The sequence below is a fragment of the Bacteroides sp. AM07-18 genome (assembly GCF_003602695.1).
Lineage (GTDB): Bacteria > Bacteroidota > Bacteroidia > Bacteroidales > Bacteroidaceae > Bacteroides > Bacteroides uniformis.
On record NZ_QTLM01000006.1, the window covers coordinates 111,748 to 132,274 of the forward strand.

Annotated in this window: 10 protein-coding genes and 1 tRNA gene; all 11 read left to right on the top strand. The window is 48.4% G+C overall.

The window, feature by feature from the left end; all coding sequences use genetic code 11:
* The first annotated feature begins 8 nt into the window (after positions 1-8).
* Complete coding sequence (locus tag DW096_RS10245; RefSeq protein ID WP_057281388.1) at positions 9-2,069, top strand: beta-galactosidase; 2,061 nt, start codon at positions 9-11, stop codon at positions 2,067-2,069.
* A 22-nt stretch (positions 2,070-2,091) separates the two neighbouring features.
* Complete coding sequence (locus tag DW096_RS10250) at positions 2,092-5,199, top strand: glycoside hydrolase family 2 TIM barrel-domain containing protein (protein WP_120028747.1); 3,108 nt, start codon at positions 2,092-2,094, stop codon at positions 5,197-5,199.
* Positions 5,200-5,256: 57 nt separating this feature from the next.
* Positions 5,257-6,873, top strand: a complete 1,617-nt coding sequence (locus DW096_RS10255) for an alpha-L-fucosidase (protein ID WP_057281390.1) — start codon at positions 5,257-5,259, stop codon at positions 6,871-6,873.
* Positions 6,874-6,887: 14 nt separating this feature from the next.
* On the top strand, positions 6,888-9,278 hold the full coding sequence (locus tag DW096_RS10260; protein WP_009037730.1) for a TIM-barrel domain-containing protein: 2,391 nt from the start codon (positions 6,888-6,890) through the stop codon (positions 9,276-9,278).
* Between the two features lie 49 nt (positions 9,279-9,327).
* On the top strand, positions 9,328-12,168 hold the full coding sequence (locus DW096_RS10265) for a family 43 glycosylhydrolase (RefSeq protein WP_227212766.1): 2,841 nt from the start codon (positions 9,328-9,330) through the stop codon (positions 12,166-12,168).
* Between the two features lie 158 nt (positions 12,169-12,326).
* Positions 12,327-12,452, top strand: coding sequence for a hypothetical protein (locus DW096_RS19660; protein ID WP_255342453.1), 126 nt, complete (start codon positions 12,327-12,329; stop codon positions 12,450-12,452).
* A gap of 137 nt (positions 12,453-12,589) precedes the next feature.
* Complete coding sequence (locus DW096_RS10275; RefSeq protein WP_009037727.1) at positions 12,590-15,271, top strand: DNA gyrase/topoisomerase IV subunit A; 2,682 nt, start codon at positions 12,590-12,592, stop codon at positions 15,269-15,271.
* A 61-nt stretch (positions 15,272-15,332) separates the two neighbouring features.
* On the top strand, positions 15,333-16,187 hold the full coding sequence (locus DW096_RS10280; protein ID WP_005830316.1) for a DUF3316 domain-containing protein: 855 nt from the start codon (positions 15,333-15,335) through the stop codon (positions 16,185-16,187).
* Between the two features lie 44 nt (positions 16,188-16,231).
* A complete protein-coding gene (locus DW096_RS10285) occupies positions 16,232-17,248 on the top strand; it encodes a S41 family peptidase (protein WP_085931088.1) in 1,017 nt (338 codons plus the stop codon).
* 76 nt (positions 17,249-17,324) lie between these two features.
* Positions 17,325-17,406, top strand: a tRNA-Leu gene (locus tag DW096_RS10290).
* A 168-nt stretch (positions 17,407-17,574) separates the two neighbouring features.
* Complete coding sequence (locus DW096_RS10295) at positions 17,575-20,439, top strand: hypothetical protein (protein WP_117963385.1); 2,865 nt, start codon at positions 17,575-17,577, stop codon at positions 20,437-20,439.
* Positions 20,440-20,527 lie beyond the last annotated feature (88 nt).

Here is a 20,527-nt window from a genome sequence, read left to right on the forward strand (position 1 = left end):
GTAAGATTATGAAAAACAAAAATTACTTTATTCTATTAGTGTTGTTTTTAAGCGCTCTACAAATAAAAGCGCAGTATTCATTCGACAACGTGCTTTATGGCGCAGCCTATTATCATGAGTATATGCCCTATGAGCGACTGGATGAAGATATCCGGCTGATGAAAAGAGCCGGCCTGACAGTAGTGCGCGTTGGAGAATCTGCCTGGGGAGTATTTGAGCCGCAAGACGGAACCTTTGAATTTGAATGGATGGACCGCATTCTGGACAAGATGCATGCAGCAGGAATCAAAGTCATCTTGGGAACTCCCACCTATTCCATTCCTGCATGGCTGGCATACAAACACCCGGAAGTGCTGGCAGAACACGCTAAAGGGAACAAAGCCTATTATGGAATCAGACAGAACATGGATTTTACAAACCCGACCTACCAATTCTATTGCGAACGGATTATCCGCAAGATGCTGGAAAGATATGCACAGCATCCGGCAGTCATCGGGTATCAAGTGGACAACGAAACAGAAGCGCGCGGAGTAAACAACAGAGACTATTTCTTCGGATTCAGGAACTACATCAAACAGAAATTCAACAATGACCTGAACCTGCTTGCCAAGGAATGGGGAATGAACTACTGGGGAATGAACATCAACACCTGGGAAGAGTTCTATCCGCGCGATGGAGTGACAAGCCCTTCGTACAAGAATGAATGGGAGCGCTATAACCGGAAGGAAGTGGCCGATTTCCTGAATTGGCAGTGCGACCTTGTAAATGAATACAAGCGTAAAGACCAATTTGTTACTCACTGCTTTATGCCCGACTTCCATAATATAGACCAAGTGGAAAGTTTCAGGCAAATGCAATATCCTGCCATCAATGTCTATCACGATGTACAGGATAAACAAGACGGCCAGCGCATCGCTTATGCCGGTGACTTCGTGCGCACCGTAGCCGACAACAATTACATCGTCATGGAAACCAACGCACAAGGCATCGGCTGGGATGCCCGCACCCAGTTTCCTCCATACGACAACCAGTTGCGGCAGAATGTGTACGCACATTATGCTTCCGGAGCCAATATGGTGGAATACTGGCACTGGTCTACCCTGCACTATGGGCAGGAGACATACTGGCGCGGCGTGCTGGGCCATGACATCCAACCCAACCGCATATACAAGGAATTCACCACCACCGCCAAAGAGTTGGAAAGAATAGGCAGCCACATCGTGAACTTGAAAAAGAAAAACCGAGCAGCTATCCTCTACAGTCATGATTCTTATCATGCTCTCGGCTTCATGCCCTACACTTACAAGAGCAATTATCCCATTGATATGGTGCATAAAGCCCTCTATTTCCAAAACATAGAAACGGACATCATCCCTTGTGACAAGACAACCGATTTCAGCGGATATGACATGCTTGTCATTCCCCCTTTGTATGTGGCTACCGACCAATTACTATTAGCCATTGATGAATTCGTACAGTCCGGCGGACACGTGGTAATGATGCACAAAAGCGGTTACTGCAATGAGCACTCCGCAGTTCGGGCCACCTTGGCTCCCGGGCCGCTACGCAAAGCCTGCGGCTTCCATTACCAAGAATTCTCCACTATCGGTGACTTATCATTAAAGGATAACCCCTTTCAATTAGAGGGAAAGAACCAGATAAGCGACTGGTATGAATTCCTGATTCCCGAGACAGCCACCCCGTTGGCTTATGCAGAGCATCCATTCTTCGGCAAATGGCCCGTTGTCACCGAAAACAAGTATGGCAAAGGCAAACTGACCTACATAGGAGCCTACCCTTCGCAGGAATTGCTGAATGCCATCGTGCGAAAGGCAGCCATCCATGCCGGTATCATCTCTTCAGAGAGCGACGTGTTCCCCATCATACAGCGTTCGGGAATAAACAAAGCCGGAAAAGCCATCCGTTACTTCTTCAATTACAGCAGCGAGAGCAAAGAAATCACTCATAACTATCCGACGTCCAAAGAGCTGATTTCCGGCAAGACTGTAAAAGAAGGAGACCATGTAACATTGCCCCCCTGGGGAATTCTCATCATGGAAGTTTATTGACCATCAGAAAACATGAGAAAAAATGAGAAAAAAGATATTTGCCTTTCTATTGCTAAGTGCCCTATATGCCGGCGCCCAAGAAGTTCCGGACTGGGAGAATCCTATTGTAGTCGGCATCAACAAAGAGCCGTATCATGCCACACTGACATTGCCTTCGCAAAAAGTCGATTGCAAAGAAATCATATCCCTGAACGGCAAGTGGCGATTCCAATGGTCTGCCGACCCGGGAAAGCGCCCGGCCGACTTCTACAAGAATGATTTCAATACCGACACATGGGATACCATCACAGTGCCGGGAGCATGGCAATTGCAAGGTTATGGGAAACCTATCTATTCCAACGTAAACTATCCCTTCCAGAAGGATGCACCCAGAGTGACAAGCGAGCCTCCCGCCGAATATTACAGTTACGGGCACAGAAATCCCACAGGCTCTTATGTCACCACGTTCGAAGTGACGCCCGATATGAAAGACAAGTGCCTATACCTTCACTTTGAAGGAGTAAAATCGGCCATGTATGTCTGGGTAAACGGAGAGCGGGTAGGCTACAGCCAGAATTCGATGTCGCCTGCCGAGTTTGACATAACCGAATTTGTGAAGAACGGAGCCAATCGTCTGGCAGTGGAAGTGTATCGGTGGTCGGACGGCAGTTATCTGGAAGACCAGGACATGTGGCGGCTTAGTGGAATACTCAGGCCGGTAGAGCTATGGGTACGTCCCCGGACAAATATCCGGGACTATAGGTTCAGCAGCGACTTGTCGGACGACATGCGTTCAGCTACATTCGGAACCGAAATTTGGATAAGAAACCAGACCGACCGCAAAGTAAAAGACCTGACCGTAGAAATAAACCTGGTGGGGAAAGACAACAGAGGAAATAAACTCGACAAAAAAATGGTGGCTCCCGTAGGTACTATTCAGGCCTTTTCTGAAACGAGCGTCACACTGTCCGAAATGCTCCGGGAGCCTCAACTATGGTCTGCCGAAAAACCGCATCTATATGACATCCACATCAAGCTTCGCAGGAAGAATGAACTTTTGGAATCGTTCGAATACCATTGGGGCATACGGAAAATAGAAATCGCGGGAGACGTCTTCAAAGTCAACGGGAAAGCCGTCAAGCTGAAAGGAGTGAACCGTCACGACTTCCATCCCCGTATGGGATTCTTTGTCGACAGCCGGACGATGGAGAGAGATATCCGGCTGATTAAACAAGCCAACATCAACATGATACGCACGTCCCACTATCCACATCTGCCATTGCTGTACGAGCTATGTGACAAGTATGGAATCTACGTAATGGACGAAGCGAACCACGAAAGTCATGCCTACGGTTTGGGGAACAAAGTATTAGGAGACAACCCTCAATGGACACTGGCCCATGTGGACCGGGCAGTAGCCGTGGTGGAAAGGGACAAGAACCATCCGTGCATCCTATTCTGGTCATTGGGCAACGAGGGTGGAAGCGGTGCCAATTTGCGAGCTATGGCAGACACAATCCGTGCCTTAGACCCCACCAGACCGATATACGACGATACAGACCGCACCGTATCCGATGTCTATGACGAAGCTTATCTGCATCCCAACGCTTTGAAGGAACTTGGCGAGAAAATAACCGACCGCCCCGTATTCATGAGAGAGTATGCCTACGCCATGGGAAATTCCATCGGCAACCTCAAGGAGTATTGGGATGTGATTGAAAAGGACGAAAGTATTATCGGAGCTGCCATTTGGTGCTGGGTAGACCAAGGCATTCCTAAAAAGCTTAACGGTGCACCGTTAAGTTTCGGCGAGAGCCCCTCGTCACTCCCATTACTGCCCGATGAATTCTGGGCGTATGGAGGAGATTTCGGGGACTATCCCAACGACGGTCCCACCGGCATTAACGGGCTGGTATCTCCCGACCGGGTGCCTCACCCCCATTACTATGAAGTACAAAAAGTATATCAATACATCAAGTTTGAAAAGAAGGGAACACAGCAAATCAAATTGACCAACGGGTATGCGTTTTCCGATTTGGATGAATTCGATTACAGCTATGAGTGGATATGCAACGGAAAGGCTGTACGCAACGGCGACCTCCACTTGTCCGAAGGGAATCTGCTGGAGGTACCTTCAAGACCGGATAAGTGTGGGGAACTTTGCCTCAATGTATATGCCACGTTGAAGGAATCCACGACGTGGGCAGAGAAGGGCTTCAAAGTTGCCAAGGAACAACTTACGTATCATGACTATGAATTCCCACAATTGAAGGATGACGGCGGGAAGGCCACGTTTAAGGAGACACCCGAAGCGGTGGAAATTATAGCCGCCGATGCCTTGTTCACCATAGAAAAAGGTACCGGTGCTTTGGTGAGTTGGCGAGTCAAGGGAGAAGAGTTGTTGCACAGTGCCTTGGAACCCTATTTTTGGAAACCGGCAAATGACATTCAGGTCCGCAACGGCTACAATGAACGTTTGAGCGCTTGGAAAAATGCAGAGCAAAAACGTATCGTAAAGGCATACCAAGCAACCGTAAACGATGGTATGGTGATAGCGGATGCCAGTCTCTCCCTCCCCCGGATAGGAGCCGGTTACCATCTCCGCTACACTGTGGACGGCAAAGGCCGCATACAAGTAGAAGCAACCTATCAGCCTGAAAAGGAAGATATTCCGCTGATGCCCAAATTCGGTATGCGCATGAGAATGCCCTCGGCGCTGAACCGGATAGCCTGGTACGGACGCGGCAAGTTCGAGAACTATCCCGACCGCAAGAGCGCCGCTTTCCTGGGAGTCTACGAGTGTGGCATACACGAATTTATCACGAACTACATCGTACCGCAAGACAATGCCAACCGGTGCGATACACGCTGGTTCATGCTGGGAGACAGTGAGCGATGGAAAATACAAGTCAAAGGCTTGCAACCCCTATGTTTCCGTATATGGCCCTACGGGGAAGAAGACCTGGAAGGGAAAGAGCATGCGCACGAACTGCCCGAACGCGACTTCATCAACCTGAATATCGACTCCAACATACACGGAGTAGGTGGAAACGACGGATGGGGCGCACAGACCATGAAGCCATACACCATTGACGGCAATCGCTCTTACCGGTATGGGTTTATCATGGAGTATATGGACAAAACAGAATAATCCGTTCATCAATGCATTCAAAAAGGGAATAAACATTTTGTAAACAACAATAAAGGTATGAAAAGAAACATCTTTAAAACAATTCTCCTATCCGCCTGCATCCTGCAAGGGGGCAGTGCATTGGCACAACAAGAGAAAGCAGAACCGGGCAAGTTCTCACCTACCTGGGAGTCATTGTCCCAATACGAAGTGCCCGAATGGTTCCGCAACGCCAAATTCGGCATATGGGCACACTGGGGTCCGCAATGCCAACCCGAAGCCGGCGACTGGTACGGTCGTGGCATGTACGAAGAGGGCGGTGCTGCCTACAAGTGGCACTTGGAGCATTACGGACATCCTTCGGAATTCGGCTTCAAGGATGTAATCAACGAATGGAAAGCCGAAAAATGGAATCCGGAGAGGCTGGTAGCCCTTTTCAAGAAAACCGGTGCCCGATATTTCTTTGCTATGGGCAACCATCACGACAACATGGACTTGTGGGACAGTAAATACCAATCATGGAACTCCGTCAACATGGGCCCCAAGCGAAACGTACTGGGCGAATGGGAGAAAGCGGCCCGCAAAAACAAACTTCCCTTCGGTGTCAGCATCCACTCCTCCCATGCTTGGACATGGTATGAAACTGCACAAGGAGCCGACAAGAAAGGCCCATACGCAGGAATCTCCTACGATGCCCGCGTAGTGACTAAGGAAGACGGCAAGGGAAAATGGTGGGAAGGCTACGACCCGCAAGAGCTATACGTACAGAATCATGCCCTGAGCGGACATGCTTGGGCTGCATGGGACTGGCCCGAAGGAACCTCTGTCCCCCCACAGAGCTACTACGACAACTTCTTCGACCGCACAGTGGACATGATAAACAAGTATCATCCCGACCTGGTCTATTTCGACGACAGCGTACTCCCCTTCTGGCCCATCAACGATACGGGGCTGAAAGTCGTGTCGCACTACTATAACCAAAACATGAAGCTTCACAAGGGCAATCTCAATGCCGTAGTCTTCGGAAAGAAGCTGGAAGCTAAACATAAAGAGGCCATCGTATGGGATGTAGAAAAAGGGGTTCCATCGGAATGCCAGGACAAGGCGTGGCAAACCTGTAGTTGCCTCGGTACTTGGCACTATAACCGCTCTGCTTACGAAGACAACTGGTATAAATCAGCCGAGACCGTCATCCACATGCTCATTGACATCGTCAGTAAAAATGGCAACCTATTACTAAGCGTACCAATGAAAGGAAACGGCACCATCGACGACAAGGAAGAAAAAATTCTGGAAGACATAGCCGCCTGGATGGAGGTGAACGGAGAAGGAATATTCGACACACGTCCCTGGTGTATTTATGGTGAAGGTCCCTCCACAGAAACAGCAATACCTTTGGACGGAGCAGGATTCAACGAAGGCAAGAACGCACCCTACACTTCTGCCGACATCCGGTTTGTGAAAAAAGGGAAATACTTGTATGCCCATATCATGAAATGGCCCTCAGACGGAAAAATACAGATAAAATCACTGGCTATCGGCAGTCCCTACTGCAAAGGAGAAATCGAAAAGGTAGAATTATTAGGAGGTGGAAAGGCAAAGTTCAGAAGAACTTCCAAAGGCTTGCTTATTGACCTTCCCAAAGACAAGACACCCAATCCTATTTCTTTGGTACTGAAAATCACTAACCGTTAAACTGCTGATATTGTATGAAAAAGGGATTTTTTTTAAGACTATTTGTCCTGCTGATGCTGACATTTTTCATAGCAGAACAAGGCAGAGCACAAACCTACCAACGCACCTCACAAGGCATAAAAAGCACTGTGCAAGGTATAAATATAGATATTAGCTTCTTCTCTCCTGTCACAGTGAGAATCTTAAAATCGCCTGACGGCTGGAAGTATACCAAAGAAAGTTTGTCGGTCATCGGGCAACCGGAAAAAGTAAAACTATCCGTCTCTTCGAAAGGGGGCATATTGACTATCAAAAGCCATCAGCTTACAGTCCATCTCAACGAAGAGACCGGACAAATAACTTTTGCCTCTTCCGATGGAAAATCGCTGTTGCAGGAACAAAATAAAGGCGCACGTTTTGATGATTTCAACGATGCCGGCACAAAAACCTTCAGCGTTTATCAATCGTTCACCTTAGAGAAAGACGAAGCTATTTATGGATTGGGACAATTGCAAAACGGCAAAATGTCGCAACGTAACCAGACCAAACGCCTTATCCAAGACAATCTTGAGGATGTGATTCCCTTCTTCCAGTCCGTCAAAGGCTACGGTCTCTTTTGGGACAACTATTCGCCAACCATCTTCAAAGACAATCAAGAAGAGACATCCTTCCTTTCTGAAGTCGGCGACTGCATTGACTACTATTTCATGTACGGCGAAAATGCCGATGGAGTAGTTGCCCAGATGCGCTACCTCACAGGACAAGTGCCCATGTTTCCATTATGGACATATGGATTCTGGCAAAGCCGTGAACGCTACAAAAGCCAAAAAGAGATTGTTGGCGTAGTGCAAAAATACCGCGAACTGGGTGTGCCCCTCGATGGAATTATCCAGGATTGGAGATACTGGGGAAGCAACTACCTGTGGAACGCAATGGATTTTTTGAACGAAGAATTCTCCGACCCCAAAAAAATGATGGAAGACATACACGGAATGAATGCCCACATTATCATCTCCATTTGGTCAGCTTTCGGACCACATACCAAACCCTATCACGAGTTGGATAAAGGGAACATGCTCTTCAACTTCCGCACATGGCCCGAATCCGGTTCCGAGAAGTGGCCTCCCAATATGGACTATCCATCCGGTGCCCGCGTGTACGATGCCTACCATCCGCAAGCACGCGACATCTATTGGAAGTACCTGAACGAGAACCTACGTTCTGTGGGTATAGACGGCTGGTGGATGGACTCTACCGAACCCGACCATTTTCACCCCATTCCTGAAGATTTTGACACGCCCACCTATTTGGGGTCATTCCGTAAAGTACGCAATGCCTACCCTTTAATGAGTGTAGGTGGAGTGTACGACCACCAGCGTGCCGTAACTTCGGATAAACGCGTATTTATCCTTACCCGCTCAGCCTTTGCCGGCCAGCAACGTTATGGTGCCAATACATGGACAGGAGATATCACAGCATCATGGGAAGTTTTGGAGAAGCAAATACCTGCGGGATTAAACTTCTCACTATGCGGCATTCCCCATTGGAACAGCGATATCGGCGGATTCTTCCTATGGCAATATCCCTTGATGCTGGATGACCCGGATTATCGCGAGCTTTATGCCCGTTGGATACAGTTCGGTACATTCTGTCCCATGATGCGATCACATGGGGAAGGTGCTCCCAGAGAAATCTATCAATTCGGCAAAAAAGGCGAGCCAATATACGATGCGATTGAGAAATACATTCGGTTACGCTACAGTTTGTTACCATACATCTACACAACTGCCTGGGAGGTAACTGCCAATCAGTCCAGCTTCATGCGTGCCTTGGCAATGGATTTTGCCCACGATCGCAACGTGTGGAACATCCACAATCAGTATATGTTTGGCAAATCCCTATTGGTATGCCCTGTAACCCAACCCATGTATACCCAAACAGTTTCGGACACCATCCGTGTAGAAGATTTCAGTACCGTTAAGTCTATGCGAATATATCTGCCTAAAAATACGGAATGGTATGATTTTTGGACCAATCAGAAACACTCCGGCGGACAATATATCGTGAAAGATACCCCTATTGACATTTTACCACTTTATGTGAAAGCAGGTTCCATCCTGCCAATAGGTCCCGAAGTGCAGTATAGCACCGAAAAATCATGGGACAACTTGGAGATAAAAGTGTATCCCGGTTGTAACGGCGAATTCACACTTTACGAAGACGAGAATGACAACTACAATTATGAAAAAGGAATGTACAGCACCATTACGATGAAATGGAATGACCGTACTCGCATGCTCACTATTGAAAATCGGAAAGGAGAGTTTTCCGGTATGTTGAAAGAACGGAAATTCAACATAGTAACTGCTGATGGCGCAAAAAAGGCAGTGGCTTATAATGGGAAAAAAGTAACGGTTAAAATGTAATGGTTTCTAAAAACAGCTATTAATTTGCATTATGGAAATAAATACTCGTATGAAAAAATATCATCATTATCTTACCCTTTTAAGTTTATTTATGCTGCTCGGCATCCTGAAATTGCAAGCAGCGATACAACTCCCTGCCATATTTTCCAACCATATGGTGCTACAACGTAACTCAGAACTTACTTTCTGGGGATGGGGTATTCCGGGAGAAACAATTTCCATCGCCCCCGAATGGATGAAAGGAGAAATAATCAAAACCCAAGTCAATAATACGGGGAAATGGTCAGCCCGTGTACCTTCCGGCGAAGCCGGCGGACCTTATGAGATTCGTTTCAGCGGCTCGTCAGAAGTAACCTTGACCGATGTCATGCTAGGCGAAGTTTGGCTGTGCAGCGGACAATCCAATATGGAATGGAGCGCCAACCACGGCATAAAGAACGGAGACGAGGAAACGGCAAATGCCCATTGTCCCAATCTCCGAATTTTTCACGTGGCCAGAATAGCCGCCCCGTTCCCTCAAGAAAACTGTTTCTCGCAATGGACACAGTGCACGCCCGAAACGATGCGCAGCACGAGTGCCCTGGCCTACTTCTTCGGCCGCAACATCCAGGAAGAGCTGGACGTGCCGGTAGGAATCATCGTAGCCGCATGGGGCGGAACCACCGCCGAGACATGGACGCCCCGCGAATGCGTAATGAGCGACCCGATCTTGTGCGACTATCCGTATGAATCCAATCCTTGGTTTCCGGCTGAAACAGGCACGTTGTACAACAGCATGATTTATCCCGTGATGCCCTACGGCATTGCCGGATGCATCTGGTATCAGGGAGAAGCCAACCAAGGCCGTGCCAGCTCCTACGCCCGGGTGATGCAGCGGCTAATAGGCTCGTGGCGTACCGGATTTAACAAGGAATTCCCATTCTATCTGGTCCAGATAGCCCCCTTCCAATACCACTCCAAAGACAACGGACCGGCACTGCTACGCGAGCAGCAGGCCATGTTGCCCGAAATGCTGGACAAGGTCAAGATGATTACCGTGTCAGATTTGGTGGACAATGTGCAGGACATCCATCCACGTGACAAAAGAAGCGTAGGCAAACGTCTCGCCAATCTTGCACTGGACGATACATACCATATATATGCAGGCCCCTATAAAAGCCCGGTCTTTGAAAGCGCCTGCCGCAAAGGCAACCATGTGACAATCTCTTTCAAAGACATAAAGAACGGACTGGCCGTACACGGGAAAAGGATAGAGGGGCTGATGATGGCCGCAGCCGGCCAGGAATGGCAAGAGGCCCGGGCCAGGATAGACGGGGGAAAGCTGATTGTCCCGGTAAAAGGAATCGAAAGCCCGGTTTCCATTCGCTACTGCTTCAGTGACGCTGCTCAAGGCAACCTTTTTTCAACGGAAGGCATCCCCTTAGCCCCCTTCCGGGCAGACAGCATCGCCTCTTCTGAAAACATTCCGGTTTCTACAGACAGCGCTTTGGAAGAATCTTTTGAATTCTCGCCCAAGTTCTCTACCGGCAATGCCAATCCCCTTCTCGACTTCCAATACATGGCCGACCCCACAGCAGTGGTGCACGACGGCCGCATTTATGTGTACGGCACTAACGACCACCAGCAATATGATGTAGTGGGCCGTAACGGGAAAAACACCTATCAGCACATCCATTCGCTGACGATGGTCTCTTCTGACGACATGGTGAACTGGACTTATCACGGAGTAATCAATGTAAAGGCTCTGGCTCCCTGGGGAATGGCTTCGTGGGCACCTTCCATCGCTTCGCGCAAGGAGGCCGACGGCAAAACCCACTTCTATCTGTACTACTCCAACAGCGGTTCCGGTGTAGGTATGCTGACTGCCACTTCCCCCGTGGGGCCCTGGACAGACCCATTGGGCAAATGTGTGGTAGACGGCAATACTCCAGGACTCGGCAAGTGTAAAGCTCCCTTCGATCCGGGAGTAGTCATCGACGACAAGGGCATCGGCTGGCTCTCCTTTGGCGGGGGCGACAGCGACGACTACATTCCCGGAGACGCACGCATCGTGCGGCTGGCAAATGACATGAAGACGCTGGACAGCGAAATAGTTGAAATAAAAGCGCCATACCACTTTGAAGCAAACGAACTGAACTATCTGAACGGCACTTGGATTTACACCTACAACACCAACTGGAAGAACCGGGATGCATGGCCCCACAAGGATATAGACAAGCCGAGCCGGTGCTGCATGAGCTACATGACGAGTCGCACGCCACTTGAGACAGACAGCTGGACCTATCGGGACAACTACTTCAAAAATCCCGGCGACTATGGCATGTCCGACAGCAACAACCATACACATCTGGTAAAATTTCAAGGGAAGTACTATCTCTTCTACCACTCACTGGGCTTGCAGGACAGCCGCGACCTCAAAGTGGGCGTCCGCAGTATCTGCGTGGAAGAAATAGAGGTGGACGAAAAGGACCTCACTATCCACATGGGCACAGCCACAGCCAAGGGCGTTTCACAAATCAAGCCTCTCGACCCGTTTGCGCAGCAACAGGCCGAGACCACAGCCGCCACACGCGGCGTTGCCTTTGAACCTACCGGACAGACAGGCAACATGTCTGCCGTAGGAAACAAGAGCGGACAGGCCATCTGTGTCCGCGGTGCGGAATTCCCGCAATCACCTCAAGCCATACAGATGAAGATAAAAGGGAAAGGCTCCATCGAAATACACATGGACAGTCCAGACGGTCCGCTCCTATCCACCTTGACCTTTGATACCGATACGTGGCAAACATTGACAAAGCCGTTGGACAAACAGATAAAAGGCAAACACGACATTTACTTCGTATTCGGGAACGGAAAGTTCTTATTTGACGAATGGAAATTCACAAAATAATGAATCCGTCGGCAGAATCTGCCCAGTATCTCTTCACCCTTGTGATGATATCGCTGCACAATTCGAGCCAACACACAACAAGCTAGCAAGTTACTTTGCCAGCGTTTTGCCACCATATTGGCAAAGTTTTGCCATGCCTTTGGCAAAGCTTTGCCAATGTGGTGGCAAAACCTTGCCAACTTGTCGGCAAGAAAGACAAAAGCAACATCGCTGTCCGCAAAGAGGCGGAAGCACGTCCTCAATATAATTCCGCTAACGGGAAAGAGACAGATTGGTTCCATTAACGGGCAGAAGTTTTAAAAAATGGGAAGGATTTGGCACAATAGTTCCGCGCAAATTCTCATTTATCGAACAAAAATTGTATTTTTGCCTGCGACTGAAAAATCAGTAATATCATAGAATAGACAATTCCCGAACAAATATGAGCGAAGATTTTGAAGCACCGAAAGATGATTTGGACAAGGAACTCCCGGCCGGGAGCGAAGAACACTCGGATTACAAACCTGCGGACGCAAAGGATGCCAATATAAAGCACCAACTGAGCGGCATGTACCAGAATTGGTTTCTGGACTACGCCTCATACGTTATATTGGAACGTGCCGTACCCCATATCATGGATGGTCTGAAACCCGTACAGCGGCGTATCCTCCACTCCATGCGCCGCATGGAAGACGGGCGCTACAACAAGGTGGCGAACATCGTAGGACATACCATGCAGTTCCATCCGCACGGTGATGCTTCTATCGGCGATGCTCTGGTACAGCTGGGACAAAAGGACTTGCTCGTGGATTGCCAGGGAAACTGGGGTAACATTCTGACGGGTGACAGCGCCGCTGCCCCCCGTTATATCGAAGCACGTCTCTCCAAGTTCGCACTGGACGTGGTATTCAACCCCAAGACCACCGAATGGAAACTCTCTTATGACGGGCGAAACAAAGAACCGGTTACACTACCGGTAAAATTCCCACTGCTGCTTGCACAAGGTGTGGAAGGTATTGCCGTAGGCCTGTCATCCAAAATATTACCACATAACTTCAATGAGCTGTGCGATGCTTCCATCAGCTATCTGCACAACGAAGAATTCAAGCTGTACCCCGACTTCCAGACGGGAGGCAGTATCGATGTATCCAAATACAACGACGGTGAACGTGGCGGTGCGATACGCGTGCGCTCCAAAATAGAAAAGATAGACAACAAGACACTTGCCATTAAGGAAATTCCTTACGGGAAAACGGTGGCCAGTGTATGCGACTCCATCGTAAAGGCCAGCGAAAAAGGAAAAATCAAGATACGTAAGGTAGAGGACCTGACATCCGGCAGTGTGGAAATATTAGTGCATCTAGCCCCGGGTGTATCATCCGACAAGACCATCGATGCCCTCTATGCCTTCACCGACTGTGAAGTGAGCATCTCTCCCAACTGCTGTGTCATCGACGACCAAAAGCCCCACTTCCTCACCGTGAGTGATGTATTGCGCAAATCAGTCGACAACACATTGGCACTGCTACGCCAGGAACTGGAAATCCGTAAGGGAGAGATACTGGAAAGCCTGCATTTCGCTTCACTCGAAAAGATATTCATTGAAGAACGTATTTACAAGGATAAGGAGTTTGAACAAGCCAAAAACATGGATGCCGCCTGCGAACATATCGATGAGCGCCTGACTCCCTACTACCCGACTTTTATCCGCGAAGTGACCAAGGAAGACATCCTCCGGCTGATGGAGATAAAGATGGCACGTATCCTCAAATTCAACTCCGACAAGGCAGAGGAACTGATAGCACGCATGCGAAAGGACATAGAGGAGATAGACTGCCATCTGGCAAACATCGTGGAATATACCGTCGACTGGTTCCGTATGTTGAAGGACAAGTACGGCAAAGCCTTCCCCCGCCGCACGGAACTGCGTAACTTCGACACCATCGAAGCAACCAAAGTCATCGAAGCCAACGAAAAGCTGTACATCAACCGCGAAGAGGGTTTCATCGGAACTGGATTGAAGAAAGACGAATTCATAGGCAACTGCTCGCCCATAGATGACGTGATTATCTTCTTCCGCGATGGAAAATATATCATCACACCGGTGGCCGACAAGAAGTTCGTGGGCAAGAATATACTTTATGCCAACATTTTTAAGAAGAACGACAAACGTACCATCTACAATGTCTGCTACCGTGACGGCAAGGAGGGGACAAGCTATATCAAGCGTTTTGCCGTCACTTCCGTGGTGCGTGACCGCGAATACGATGTGACGCAAGGTACTCCCGACTCCCGTATCACCTACTTCACCGCCAATCCCAATGGAGAAGCTGAAATCATCAAGGTAACCCTGAAACCCAATCCCCGTGTACGCCGTATTATCTTCGAGGAGGATTTCAGCAACATCAATATCAAGGGACGGCAGGCCATGGGAAATATACTCACGAAACTCCCCGTACACAAGATAGCCTTGAAACAACGTGGAGGCTCCACGCTGGGTGGACGGAAAGTCTGGTTCGACCGTGATGTGCTACGTCTCAACTACGACGGGCGCGGAGAATATCTCGGAGAATTCCAGAGCGAAGACACCATCCTTGTCGTACAGAACAGCGGAGAGTTCTATGCCACCAACTTCGACTTGAACAATCACTATGACGATGGCATACGCGTATTGGAGAAATACGATCCGAACAAAGTATGGACCGCCGTACTCTACGATGCCGACCAGCAGAACTATCCTTACATCAAGCGTTTCTGCTTCGAGGCAACCGCCCGCAAGCAAAACTACTTGGGAGAAAACAAGAACAGCAGCCTCATTCTGCTGACAGACGAGTGCTACCCACGTTTAGAAGTGGTGTTTGGCGGCCACGACAATTTCCGAGAGCCGATGGTGGTGGAAGCCGACGAATTCATCGCCGTGAAAGGCTTCAAAGCAAAAGGTAAGCGCCTGACCACCTATACTATAGAAACCATCAACGAGCTGGAGCCTACCCGTCAACCGGAACCCTCGCAGAAAACCGAAGAGCAGGAAACGGATGAAGAACCGGAAATTCTGGACCCCGACCACGGTAAAAGCGAAGGGGACATACTGGACGAGATGACAGGACAGATGAAACTCTTTTGATGAAGGACGGAAATGAAGTATTAGTGGCTAACGATTACTAATTTGTAATTGATAATTTAATATGTACATATACAAGATAATAATCCTATGCGGACTGCTCTTGGGAAGTGTCGGACTGAAAGCACAAGAAGCACAATGCAGCATCGACCGGAAGCTACGGGCTGACTCCACCAACCGTAACCGTATTATCACCCGTGCCACCATGTATGGTGTCGGCTTCACCAACGTGTTCGACACTTATCTTTCACCTCAGGAGTATAAGGGAATCGATTTCCGTATCTCCCGCGAAAGCATGCGGATGACACGGTTGATGGACGGCAACGTGTCTCTGCAAACTTTCTTCCAGGCAGACTTAGGATATACACACAACAAAGTAGACAATAACAATACATTCTCCGGACTGGCCAACTGGAACTACGGCCTGCATTATAATTTTCCAATCACGGGCAATTTCAAACTGCTTGCCGGAGGAGTCGGCGACTTCAACGGTGGCTTTGTCTATAATCTGCGCAACGGAAACAACCCCGCCCAAGCACGTGCCTATATCAACCTTGCCGCATCTGGAATGGCTATTTGGGACTTGCGCATCAAGAACCGTCCCATCACACTACGCTATCAGGTAAATCTTCCCTTGGCAGGTATCATGTTCATGCCCAACTATGGACAGTCCTACTACGAGATATTTACGTTAGGACATTGGGACGGAGTAGTGAACTTCACCTCCCTGCACAACCAGCCCTCTCTGAGACAAATGCTGACCGCAGACTTTCCGGTGGGACGTGCCCGGATGCGTTTCGCTTACATATGGGACGCACAACAGTCCAAAGTAAATGAAATAAAGACACATACTTACTCGCATGTATTCATGGTGGGGTTCGTAAAGGAACTCTATCTGTTTCCTAACAAGAGAAAGTAAAAAGTGACAAGGTGATAAACGATAAGATGATAAGGATAATGTGCATGAAAAGAAGATATATTTTAATAATTTGGAGTATCCTACTCACGTTATTGCCCCTATTGAACGGATGTATTCGTGAGGAAGAGTTCGACAATACCCCACAAGGCAATTTCGAAGCCTTGTGGAAAATAATAGACGAACAGTACTGCTTCCTGGACTACAAGCAAATAGACTGGGATGCCATCCATGACAAGTACCAGCCACTCATTACCCCGGGAATGAGCTACGACGGTCTATTTGAAATATTAGGTAACATGCTTGCCGAGTTAAAAGACGGACATGTCAACTTGTACTCTTCTTCCAACATGGCGCGCTACTGGGACTGGTATCTGGATTATCCTCGTAACTTCAACGAAAGTATCATTGAAAAGTACCTGGGAAGAGACTACCGCATTGCTGGAGGCGCCAAATATACCATATTGGAGGACAACATAGGATATATCTATTACGGTGATTTCTCCAGCGGCATCGGAAACGGCAACCTGGATGAGATTCTGTTATACCTTTCCGCTTGTAACGGCCTAATTATCGACGTGCGCAACAATGGTGGCGGCAACCTGACAAACGCCACCCGAATGGCACAACGCTTCACGAATGAAAAAGTACTGACGGGATATATTCAGCACAAGACCGGCAAAGGCCATAGCGATTTTTCAGATCCGACTCCCATTTATGTGGAACCTTCCAACAGTATCCGCTGGCAAAAAAAGGTAATTGTCCTGACCAACCGTCATTCCTATAGTGCAACCAATGATTTTGTCAACTCCATGCGCTGTTTTCCCAATGTCACCCTGGTTGGTGACAAAACCGGCGGCGGGTCGGGCCTGCCATTCTCTTCGGAACTGCCCAACGGATGGGGGGTACGCTTTTCTGCCAGCCCGCACCTCGATGCCCAAAAACAGCATATCGAGTTCGGCATCGACCCGGACAAGAAAGTGGATATGAGCAAAGAAGATGAGAACAATGACTTGGACACCATCATTGAGGAAGCAAGAAAAATACTGAAAGTGACTTTCTAAAACGACTTTATCTACAAAACAATTTGCCAAAACGAAAATTCTTTCTATCTTTGCTCCCGCTAATCGGAATTATTCCGCGGATGTGGCGTAATTGGCAGCCGCGCCAGACTTAGGATCTGGTGCCGTGAGGCGTGTAGGTTCGAGTCCTATCATCCGCACAATCCCTATAATAAATTTCAAAAGACAAACAACTAAGAGGGGAGGATATTCATTAAGAAGCATCCTCCCTAACCGCTTCAAGTACCTTTTTTATCTCATCAAAACACAATATTTAGAATACTTATTGTATCTTTGCTTCCAAGAAACACTTCGATTAACCTGAAAAAATGAAACAAAATACGATAAGACCGATGCTTTTCAAGTATTGGGTAGTGTGCCTTCTATTGTTCATCCTCTTCATCCAGGCCAGGGCTTCTTCCTTCATGCCCGCCGTCACCAACTATCTTGCCAAAGACTATGAAGCCGGTTATCAGAACTGGGCATGTGCGCAAGGCAGCAACGGCGAAATGTATTTCGGCAACAGCCAGGGGCTCCTGGTATATGACGGTTATCGCTGGACTCTCCACAAAGTGCCGGGGAACCATATTGTCCGTTCGGTGTATGTGAAAGAAGACCGTATCTATGTGGGGGCATTCGAGGAATTCGGCTATTTCAAGTATTCGGAGGCAGGCACTCTCCGGTACCATTCTTTGAGCAAATTCCTGAAAAATTTCCCCATGGAGAACAACGAGATATGGAACATTGTAGAGCTGGACGGTCGCATCTACTTCCAGTCGTTCAGCGCCTGGTTCTCCTACGACGGGAAGATGGTACGCGCTTTCCGCAACAGACAGCAACAGCCGCTCTACTTCTACACCCAAAACGGACATATCTACACACAGATGATTGATGAGGACTTCTATGAATTCGACGGCAAGGATTTCCATCATCTCTTCCCCCGCAGCCAAGTGAACGATGACAATGTAGTGTCATTGTTACCCGACGGGGACGACAGCTTCTTGATGGTCACAGAGAATAACGGATTGTTCCGCTACAACGGTGACATCACTCCCTGGAAAACGGACATTGATACGGAACTAAAGAAACAGCGGGTGAACCGTGCTGTAATGACCAATGACTCTATATTCATGATAGGCACGGTCTTGAACGGTATATACGCCATCGACCGCAAAGGACATTGCCTTTGGCACTTCAACCTGGACAACCGCCTGGACAACAACACCGTCCTGGGGCTGTTCTGTGACAAAGACAACAACGTATGGGCAGCATTGGACGACGGCATTGCATACATCCACCACAACTCCCCCGTTATGCTGCTAACCCCTGCCAACCATGAAACCAAATTGGGTATGGTGTACGACATAGCCCATCGGGATGACTGTTTCTATCTGGCCACCAACCAGGGCTTGTACGAATACCACCAGATTACCGGAAATCTGCGCCTGCTTCCCCATACCGAAGGTCAGAACTGGTATGTAAAGGACATTGACGGGCAACTCTTTGCAGGCAACAATGCCCATACCTTATTAATAGGTGAAAAAGGGAACGTTTCCGTCATAAGCAATACCAACAGCAGTACGTGTCTGATAAAGTGCACCCTCTATGGCGAAGAGATACTGTTGGAATCATCCTACGCCGACTTGCGTATCTATAAAAAGAAGAACGGGCAATGGACCTTTTCGCATGTCATAGACGGCTTCATTGCACCGGTCATGCACTTGGAGGTGGACCAAAGCGGTGTCATCTGGGCTTCACACATGTATCAGGGAGTCTATAAAATAGTCTTGAGCGATGACTTGTCGGCTGTAAAAGGCGTACGGCACATCTCCCATTTAGGCTCGGAATATATCATCGGCCCTATCCAAGTAATGAAAATGCGAGGACGTATCGTCTTTTCCAGTCCCAACGGCTTCTATACCTATGACGACATCACCCGGCAGATTATCCCCTTCCAAAAGCTGAATGCCATTCTGCCCTATATCAGGAATGCTCATTCTGTGGTATCCGTCACGAACGACCGCTTCTGGCTGTCCGGTTCACATGAGTACGTACTGGTAGAGTACGCAGAAGGAGAGTACATCGTGAAGCAGCGCATCCTCATCGAACTGTTTGATTCTCCATGCATAGAGAACTACAACAATGTGTTCGTCGACAATGACGTTGTCTATTTTAATCTGAACAACGGAATCGCCAGTTACAGCAAAAACACAGACAGCCTCAGTCCTACTCTGGAGTCCGCCCTCTCACTGAGCTCGGTCACTGCTTCCTCTTCCGATAAAAAGGAGAAACGCCTGCCTCTGTCTGGAAATGTCGAACTGGAAAGCAATTACCGGGATTTGCTGTTCTCAGTAAGCCTGCCGCATTACAATAAATTGTCCGTACATTTCCATTATGTCCTGCAAGGAGGACAAGGCATGGCGCTGACATCGGACCTGAAAGAGCCCGAAATCCGCTACGGTAGCCTGGATTACGGAGAATACACATTCCAGGCAGAAGCCTATAATGATTTGGGACAGAAAATCGGTGAGGTGGAATATCATTTTGCCATAGCCCGCCCTTTCTACCTCTCCTATTATGCCTTTGCGCTCTATCTCATAGTTCTCACAGCGCTTGTCTACTTTTTCTCCAAGTGGCGCGCCAACCGTGCCATGGAAAAGAAACGGAAGGAGTATGAGGCAGAGCAGGTGCAGCAGAACATCAAGATGCGCGAGCAGGAGCATCTGATAACTCTGCAGCAACAGCAATTGCTGGAAGCCGAGTTGTCGGCAAAGAGTAAAGACCTTGCCAGCATGGCACTGGGTGTATTTGCCAAGAACGAGGTCCTGGAGAAACTTCGTACTGTCGTACAAGAGTCCCTGGTGAAAGGGCAATATGGACGCAAGAACCTCGAATCTCTGCTGAAGCTCATCAACGAAAACATCGAGACACAGGAATTTTGGGATGTATTCCAGAACAATTTCGACCTGATTCATGAGAAATTCTTCCGTAATTTGCGCGAACGTTATCCCAGTCTTACCGCTACCGACCTCCGTTTTTGTGCGCTGCTGCGCCTGAATCTTTCTACGAAAGACATTGCGCAAATGACCAACCTCACTATCCGGGGAGTAGAGGCAGCACGCTACCGTTTGCGCAAGAAACTGGATATCCCCGACGGAACGGGATTAGTGGATTTTCTCATCGACTTGAAATAAAGCGGCTACAAATCATTCAATCATAACAAACTGATTATTAGAAACAAGTAACACGAAAACGTAGTAAAACGGTACCCATTTTTACCCT

Coding starts and splice junctions, on each gene's coding strand:
- DW096_RS10245 (WP_057281388.1), top strand. CDS start 9: ATGAAAAACAAAAATTACTTTATTCTATTAGTGTTGTTTTTAAGCGCT.
- DW096_RS10265 (WP_227212766.1), top strand. CDS start 9,328: ATGAAAAAATATCATCATTATCTTACCCTTTTAAGTTTATTTATGCTG.
- DW096_RS10250 (WP_120028747.1), top strand. CDS start 2,092: ATGAGAAAAAAGATATTTGCCTTTCTATTGCTAAGTGCCCTATATGCC.
- DW096_RS10275 (WP_009037727.1), top strand. CDS start 12,590: ATGAGCGAAGATTTTGAAGCACCGAAAGATGATTTGGACAAGGAACTC.
- DW096_RS10280 (WP_005830316.1), top strand. CDS start 15,333: ATGTACATATACAAGATAATAATCCTATGCGGACTGCTCTTGGGAAGT.
- DW096_RS10260 (WP_009037730.1), top strand. CDS start 6,888: ATGAAAAAGGGATTTTTTTTAAGACTATTTGTCCTGCTGATGCTGACA.
- DW096_RS10255 (WP_057281390.1), top strand. CDS start 5,257: ATGAAAAGAAACATCTTTAAAACAATTCTCCTATCCGCCTGCATCCTG.
- DW096_RS10285 (WP_085931088.1), top strand. CDS start 16,232: ATGAAAAGAAGATATATTTTAATAATTTGGAGTATCCTACTCACGTTA.
- DW096_RS10295 (WP_117963385.1), top strand. CDS start 17,575: ATGAAACAAAATACGATAAGACCGATGCTTTTCAAGTATTGGGTAGTG.